This is a genomic window from Stenotrophomonas sp. PS02300 (assembly GCF_029959395.1).
GTDB classification, from domain to species: Bacteria; Pseudomonadota; Gammaproteobacteria; order Xanthomonadales; family Xanthomonadaceae; genus Stenotrophomonas; species Stenotrophomonas maltophilia_AD.
This window is the reverse complement of sequence record NZ_JASCOP010000159.1, coordinates 1-7,420: the sequence shown is the minus strand read 5'-3', so window position 1 is coordinate 7,420 and position 7,420 is coordinate 1. Positions and strand designations below refer to the sequence as shown.

General features: G+C 69.2%; 5 protein-coding genes. 4 read left to right on the top strand and 1 reads right to left on the bottom strand.

All coding sequences use genetic code 11. The annotated features are described in order from the left end of the window. Positions 1–80: 80 nt before the first annotated feature. On the bottom strand, positions 81–956 hold the full coding sequence (locus QMX79_RS18825; RefSeq protein ID WP_282248134.1) for a PhzF family phenazine biosynthesis protein: 876 nt from the start codon (positions 954–956) through the stop codon (positions 81–83). Positions 957–1,084: 128 nt separating this feature from the next. Here QMX79_RS18825 and QMX79_RS18820 point away from each other — a divergent pair, with 128 nt between their 5' ends. From QMX79_RS18820 to QMX79_RS18805, 4 genes are read left to right on the top strand one after another with little or no spacing between them, the layout of a single operon-like run. Beyond that, a complete protein-coding gene (locus QMX79_RS18820; RefSeq protein ID WP_282248133.1) occupies positions 1,085–3,688 on the top strand; it encodes a bifunctional aspartate kinase/diaminopimelate decarboxylase in 2,604 nt (867 codons plus the stop codon). A gap of 42 nt (positions 3,689–3,730) precedes the next feature. Continuing rightward, positions 3,731–5,083 (top strand): UDP-N-acetyl-alpha-D-muramoyl-L-alanyl-L-glutamate epimerase, encoded by a 1,353-nt coding sequence (gene murL / locus QMX79_RS18815; RefSeq protein WP_282248132.1) that lies wholly within the window; start codon positions 3,731–3,733, stop codon positions 5,081–5,083. After that, complete coding sequence (murD, locus tag QMX79_RS18810; protein WP_282248131.1) at positions 5,064–6,473, top strand: UDP-N-acetylmuramoyl-L-alanine--D-glutamate ligase; 1,410 nt, start codon at positions 5,064–5,066, stop codon at positions 6,471–6,473. Before murL ends, murD begins: the two co-directional genes overlap by 20 nt. A gap of 60 nt (positions 6,474–6,533) precedes the next feature. Then, positions 6,534–7,328 carry a dienelactone hydrolase family protein gene (locus tag QMX79_RS18805; RefSeq protein ID WP_282248130.1) on the top strand — a complete coding sequence of 265 codons (795 nt, stop codon included), beginning with the start codon at positions 6,534–6,536 and terminating at the stop codon, positions 7,326–7,328. Positions 7,329–7,420: the final 92 nt, after the last annotated feature.

Genomic DNA, 7,420 nt, shown 5'->3' with positions numbered 1-7,420 from the left:
GAGCCACGCCCTGCGTGGCAGCGCGCGGTGCCGGAACGACGTGCAGCCACGCAGGGCGTGGCTCTACGTCGCCCGGGGTATCACCAGTGGATCGTTCCTTCGATCACCGTCTGCACCTGGCCGCCGGACCACACCTCGCCTTCGGCATCCACATGCAGGGTCAGTCGTGCGTCGTGGCCAACCTCGCGGCCCTGGCTGACCACGTAACTGCCTTCCACGCCCGGCAGGGCATTGCGGCTGTCCAGCCACGCGGCCAGCACCGCATTGGCCGCGCCTGAAGCGGCATCCTCGAATCGCCGACCGTTACCCACGAACGCGCGCACCGCCAGCTGGTAATCGGCCCCCGTGCCGCGCGCATAGGCGAACACGCCCATGCTGTCGGTGCTTTCGGCCAGCGCGGCCACCGCGTCCCAGTCCGGTGACAGGGCGCGCAGCGTGGCTTCATCGGCCAGTTCCACCACCCACCAGCTGCGCCCGCCGGACATGCGTGCCGGCGGCAGTTCGCCGAGCGCCCAGCCGTCCAGTGCCGCCTGCAGGCGCGGATCGGCCGCCGTGGTCACTTCGGCCACCGCTGCGCGCGGGGTGCGGATGGCGATGCTGCGCGTGGCCCCTTCGCCCACCACCCGCAGCGGCAGCGCGCCGGCGATGCCGTCCTGGACCAGCACGCCGTCCACCGGTGCGGCCAGGCCGGCATCCAGCACCGCATGCGCGGTGCCCACGCTGGGGTGGCCGGCGAACGGCACTTCCTTCTGCGGGCTGAACATGCGGATGCGGTAGCTGGCGCCCGGCGCCTGCGGGGCGAAAACGAACGTGGTTTCCGGCAGGCGGGTCCAGCGGGCGATGGCCTGCATGCGCGCGTCGTCCAGGCCCTCCGCGTCCAGCACCACGGCCAGCGGATTGCCGGCACCGGGATAGGGGGAAAACACGTCAAGCTGCAGGAAACGGCGGGCGGTCATGGCGGATCGGTCTGGCGGAACGGTCTGGCAGCTTAACAAGCCCTGCCGGGGCGTGGCTTGGCATAGAATCAGAGGTTCGGCCCGGCGTGCCGGGTCGATCCCCCCACTACCTACCCATTCTTACCTCCATGTCAGCTTCCCCCCTTGTCGATCGCTGGATCGTACTGAAGTTCGGCGGCACCTCCGTGTCGCGTCGTCACCGTTGGGACACGATCGGGAAGCTGGCGAAAAAACGTGCGGAAGAAACCGGTGCGCGCGTGCTGGTGGTGGTGTCGGCCCTGTCCGGGGTCACCAATGAACTGACCGCGATCGCCGATGGCGCCGCCGACAGCCGCGCCCGCGTGGATGCGCTGGTGGCCCGCCACCGCGAATTCCTGGCCGAGCTCGAGCTCGACGCCAGCGCGCTGGATGTGCGCCTGGCCGCGCTGCAGGGCCTGCTGGACGAGCCGCGCGCTGCCGCGCGCCCGCTGGAATGGCAGGCCGACGTGCTGGGCCAGGGCGAGCTGCTGTCCTCCACCATCGGCGCGGCCTACCTGCGCGCCAGCGGCCTGGATTTCGGCTGGATGGACGCCCGTGAATGGCTGCAGGCGCTGCCGCCGCAGCCCAACCAGAGCGACTGGTCGCAGCGCCTGTCGGTGAACTGCCAGTGGCGTTCGGACGCCGAGTGGGCCGCCGGCTTCCGCGCCCAGCCGACCCGCATGCTGATCACCCAGGGCTTCATTTCGCGCCACGCCGATGGCGGCACCGCCATCCTCGGCCGCGGCGGCTCGGATACCTCGGCCGCGTACTTCGGTGCGCTGCTGGGTGCCAGCCGCGTGGAAATCTGGACCGACGTGCCGGGCATGTTCAGCGCCAACCCCAAGGACGTGCCCGACGCGCGCCTGCTGACCCGCCTGGACTATTACGAAGCCCAGGAAATCGCCACCACCGGTGCCAAGGTGCTGCACCCGCGTTCGATCAAGCCGTGCCGCGATGCCGGCGTGCCGATGGCGATCCTGGACACCGAACGCCCGGAACTGCCGGGCACCAGCATCGACGGCAACGCCGCGCCGGTGCCGGGGGTCAAGGCGATCAGCCGCCGCAACGGCATCGTGCTGGTGTCGATGGAAGGCATCGGCATGTGGCAGCAGGTCGGCTTCCTGGCCGACGTGTTCGGGCTGTTCAAGAAGCATGGGCTGTCGGTGGACCTGATCGGTTCGGCCGAAACCAACGTCACCGTGTCGCTGGATCCGTCCGAAAACCTGGTCAATACCGATGTGCTGGCCGCGCTGTCGGCCGACCTGTCGCAGATCTGCAAGGTCAAGATCATCGTGCCGTGCGCGGCGATCACCCTGGTCGGCCGTGGCATGCGTTCGCTGCTGCACAAGCTGTCGGACGTGTGGGCGACCTTCGGGCGCGAGCGCGTGCACATGATTTCGCAGTCGTCCAACGACCTCAACCTGACCTTCGTCATCGATGAAGCCGACGCCGACGGCCTGCTGCCGATCCTGCACGCCGAGCTGATCGACAGCGGCGCGATGCCGGTGGAAGAGGGCGAGGTGTTCGGCCCGCGCTGGCGCGAGATCGCCGGCACCATCCGCCCGCGCGAAACCGCCTGGTGGCGGGGCCAGCGCGAGCACCTGCTGCACCTGGCCCAGGCCGGTACGCCGCGCTATGTGTACAACCTGGCCACGGTGCGCGCCCGCGCCCGTGCGCTGGCCGCGATCAAGCCGATCGACCAGCGTTACTACGCGATCAAGGCCAACAGCCATCCGGCCATCCTGGAGCTGCTGGAGCAGGAAGGCTTCGGCCTGGAATGCGTGTCGCACGGCGAACTGAAGCATGTGTTCAACGTGCTGCCGACGCTGTCGCCGCGCCGGGTGCTGTTCACCCCCAGCTTCGCGCCGCGCACCGAATATGAAGCGGCGTTCGCGCTCGGCGTGACCGTCACCGTGGACAACGTGGAAGCGCTGCAGCGCTGGCCGGACCTGTTCCGCAACCGCGAGCTGTGGCTGCGCGTGGACCTGGGCCGTGGCGAAGGCCACCACGCCAAGGTCCGCACCGGCGGCAAGGATTCCAAGTTCGGCCTGCCGATCGCCCGCGTGGACGAGTTCGTGCGCCTGGCCGAAGACCTGGGCACCCGCGTGGTCGGCCTGCATGCGCACCTGGGCAGCGGCGTGGAAACGGCGCAGCACTGGCGCCTGATGTGCGACGAACTGGCCGGTTTCGCGCGCCGGATCGGCAGCGTGGAAACCATCGACATCGGCGGCGGGCTGCCCATTCCCTACAGCGATGACGACGAGCCGTTCGACCTGGACGCCTGGGCCGTCGGCCTGGCCGAGGTCAAGGCGGTGCACCCGGCGTTCCGCTTGGCGATCGAACCGGGCCGCTACCTGGTGGCTGAATCGGGCGTGCTGCTCACCACCGCCACCCAGGTGGTGGAGAAGGACGGCATCCGCCGCGTGGGCCTGGATGCGGGCATGAACACCCTGATGCGCCCGGCGCTGTACGACGCCTGGCACGACATCGAAAACCTGAGCCGCCTGGGCGGGTATGCCGAGGCCCTGTTCGACGTGGTCGGGCCGATCTGCGAATCCAGCGATGTGTTCGGCAAGCGCCGCCGGCTGCCGGTGTCCACCGCGCCGGACGATGTGATGCTGATCGCCGATGCCGGCGCCTACGGGTACGTCATGGCCAACACCTACAACCAGCGCGAGCTGCCGCGCGAGGACATCATCGACGATGTGCCTTGAGCGCCTCCCGTTGGTTTCCCTTATTGCCTCACCGGATACGCCATGACTGCTTTCGATAAACACCAGGTTGCCTGCTTCCGCTTCGTCCGCTGCGATTTCGCCGCGGACACCGGCGTGGCGCAGCTGGTCTACGCCTTCGACAACGGCCCGGAGCTGGTCGAGACGGTCAGCATTCCCGGTGCGCCGTTCGTGCTGGACGGCGCCCGCGCCGAAGCCGTGCAGCGGGCGCTGCGCCTGCTGCACCTGTTCGCCGGCGTCAGCTATTACAAGGCTGCGGTGCCGGAGCAGGTGCGGATCGACAGCTACAGCATCGATGCCGATACCGCCGCGCTGGTGGAAACGGTGTACCTCAACGGGCTGGGCGAGTTCGCCTACCGCAACGGCCTGAACCTGCGCGGGCGGTTCCGCCTGCCGGTAGACGGCCAGGCGTTCAACGCGCCGGCCGTGGGCCTACGCGAGCACGCGCTGGTGGCCATCGGCGGCGGCAAGGATTCGCTGGTCAGCATCGAAGCGCTGCGCACGCTGGGCATCGCCGAAACGGTGACCTGGATCGGCGGTTCGCAGCTGATCCGTGCCTGCGCCGAACGTACCGGCCTGCCGATGCTCAACATCGGCCGCACGCTGGCCCCGGAGCTGTTCGAGCTCAACCGCCAGGGCGCCTGGAACGGGCATATCCCGGTCACCGCAGTGAACTCGGCGATCATGGTGCTGGCCGCGCTGCTGCAGGGCGTGGACCAGGTGGTGTTCTCCAACGAGCGTTCGGCCAGCTACGGCAGCCAGATCCCGGGCACCGGTGAAGTGAACCACCAGTGGTCCAAAGGCTGGGTCTTCGAGCAGGCCTTCGGCGAACACCTTGAAAAGCATGTGGCGGCGGACCTGCATTACTACTCGCTGCTGCGCCCGCTGTCGGAGCTGGCGGTGGCGCGCCAGTTCGCCAGAACCGATTTCTACGACGCGCATTTCTCCAGCTGCAACCGCAACTTCCACATCCTGGGCGAGCGCCCGGTGAACCGCTGGTGCGGCGTGTGCCCGAAGTGCCACTTCGTGTTCCTGGCGCTGGCCCCGTTCATGCCCAAGACCCGGCTGGTGCGCATCTTCGGCCGCAACCTGCTGGACGACATGGAGCAGGCCGGCGGCTTCGATGCGCTGCTGGAATTCCAGGACCACAAGCCGTTCGAATGCGTGGGCGAAGGCCGCGAATCGCGTGCGGCGATGGCCACCCTGGCGGCACGCCCGGAATGGAACGAGGACGCGCTGGTGAAGCGCTTCATCCAGGAGATCCAGCCGCAGCTGGACGGCGCCGAGCTGCAGATCGAACCGTTGCTGGTGCTGGAAGGCGAGCACCGGATTCCGGCGGCGATCTGGGAGCGCCTGCGTGCGAATTTCGCAGCTTGAAAGCAAGCGCGTAGCGCTGTGGGGCTGGGGGCGTGAGGGGCGCGCGGCATTCGCCGTCCTGCGCCAGCGCCTGCCCGCGCTGGCCCTGACTCTGTTCTGCCCTGAGGCCGAGGCCGCCGCCGCGCGCGCCGAGGCCGGCGATGCGCTGCAGGTGCGTTCGGATGTCAGCGGCGATTCCCTGGCCGCCTTCGACGTGGTGATCAAATCGCCGGGGATCAGCCCTTACGGCGACGCCGCCGTTGCGGCGGCCGCGCAGGGCACGCAGTTCATCGGCGGTACCTCGCTGTGGTTTGCCGAGCATGCCGATGCCGAAGGCACCGTGCGCGACACCGTGTGCGTGACCGGCACCAAGGGCAAGAGCACCACCACCTCGCTGCTGGCGCACCTGCTGCGCGCCTCGGGCGCGCGTACCGGGCTGGTGGGCAATATCGGCCTGCCGCTGCTGGAGGTGCTGGACCCGCAGCCGGCGCCGGCGTACTGGGCGGTGGAGCTGTCCAGCTACCAGACCGGTGAAGTGGCGCGCAGTGGCGCGCACCCGCAGGTGGCAGTAGTGCTGAACCTGTTCCCCGAGCACCTGGACTGGCATGGCAGCGAAGCGCGCTACATCCAGGACAAGCTGGCGCTGGTGACCGGCGCGGCACCGCGCATCGCCGTGCTCAATGCCGCCGACCCGCACCTGGCCGCGCTGTCGCTGCCGGACAGCGAGGTGGTGTGGTTCAACCAGCCGCAGGGCTGGCACATGCGCGGCGAGTGGGTGTATCGCGGCGGGCAGCAGGTGTTCGATACCGCGAACACGCCGCTGCCGGGCCGGCACAACCGCGGCAACCTGTGCGCGGTGCTGGCGGCGATCGAGGCGCTGGGCCTGGATGCGGTGGCGCTGGCGCCGGCCGTGCAGGATTTCCGGCCGCTGCCCAACCGCCTGCAGACCATCGGCAGCCGCGACGGGCTGCGCTTCGTCAATGATTCGATCAGCACCACCCCGCACGCCAGCCTGGCGGCGCTGGAATGCTTCGCCGGCCAGCGCATCGCGCTGCTGGTGGGCGGGCATGACCGCGGGCTGGACTGGCACGATTTCGTGGACCACATGGCGCACGACGTGCCGCCGGTGGAGATCGTCACCATGGGCGCCAACGGGCCACGCATCCACGCGCTGCTGCAGCCGCTGGCCGATGCCGGGCGGTTCGGCCTGCATGCGGCGGGGGACCTGGATGAGGCGGTCCGGCTGGCGCGTGCCGCGCTGGGCGGGCAGGGCGGGGTGGTGTTGATGTCGCCGGGCGCACCGAGCTATGGCGTGTACCGCGATTACGTGGCCCGCGGCCGCCATTTCGCCGAGCTGGCCGGGTTCGACCCGGACCAGATCACCGCGATCCCGGGGATTGGGATCGCCTGACCCCACGCGGCGTCACACCCCCTGTGCTTTCATTAGGCACTTTCCACAGGAGGCAGGCGCATGAAGCAGCAATGGCAGTGGGGTGCGGCACTGGTACTCGGCCTGACGGCGTTGCCGGCGGTGGCGGCGATGCAGGCCAAGCCGGTGGAGTGGAAGCACGAAGGCACCACCTTCAGCGGGGTGCTGGTCTACGACGACGAAGACAACGACAAGCGCCCCGGCCTGGTGATGGTGCCGAACTGGAAGGGCGTGAACGAATCGGCCATCGCCAAGGCCAGGCAGTTGGCCGGCGACGATTACGTGGTGCTGGTGGCCGACGTGTATGGCAAGGGCGTGCGCCCGAAGACCGACGCCGAAGCCGGCCCGGTGGCGACCCAGCTGCGCAATGACCGCCCAGTGCTGCGCGCCCGCGCGCTGAAGGCGCTGGAGGTGCTCAAGGCCCAGGCCGGCAACGCGCCGCTGGATGCCTCGAAGATCGGTGCGGTCGGCTTCTGCTTCGGTGGCACCACGGTGCTGGAGCTGGCCCGTGCCGGTGCGCCGCTGGCCGGCGTGGTCAGCCTGCACGGCGGGCTGGGCTCGCCGTTGCCGGCCAAGGCCGGCGGTACCCATCCGTCTGTGCTGGTGCTCAATGGCGCCGACGACAAGGGCATCAGCAAGGACGACATTGCCAGCTTCGAGCAGGAAATGAACGCGGCCAAGGTCGATTGGGAGTTCACCAACTACAGCGGTGCGGTGCACTGCTTCGCCGAAGCCGATGCCAACAACCCGCCGGGCTGCCTGTACAACGAGCGGGCGGCGAAGCGGGCGTGGAAGAGCCTCGATACGTTCTTCGAAGGGTTGTTCGACAAGCGCTGAACGGCGTGCCGACCAACGGTCGGCACCTACCGCTTAGTGAGACCGCTGCACCGCGTAGCGGGCGAGGCCGCGCAGCGCGGCCACGGCATCGT

Coding starts and splice junctions, on each gene's coding strand:
- QMX79_RS18825 (WP_282248134.1), bottom strand. CDS start 956: ATGACCGCCCGCCGTTTCCTGCAGCTTGACGTGTTTTCCCCCTATCCC.
- QMX79_RS18820 (WP_282248133.1), top strand. CDS start 1,085: ATGTCAGCTTCCCCCCTTGTCGATCGCTGGATCGTACTGAAGTTCGGC.
- murL (WP_282248132.1), top strand. CDS start 3,731: ATGACTGCTTTCGATAAACACCAGGTTGCCTGCTTCCGCTTCGTCCGC.
- QMX79_RS18805 (WP_282248130.1), top strand. CDS start 6,534: ATGAAGCAGCAATGGCAGTGGGGTGCGGCACTGGTACTCGGCCTGACG.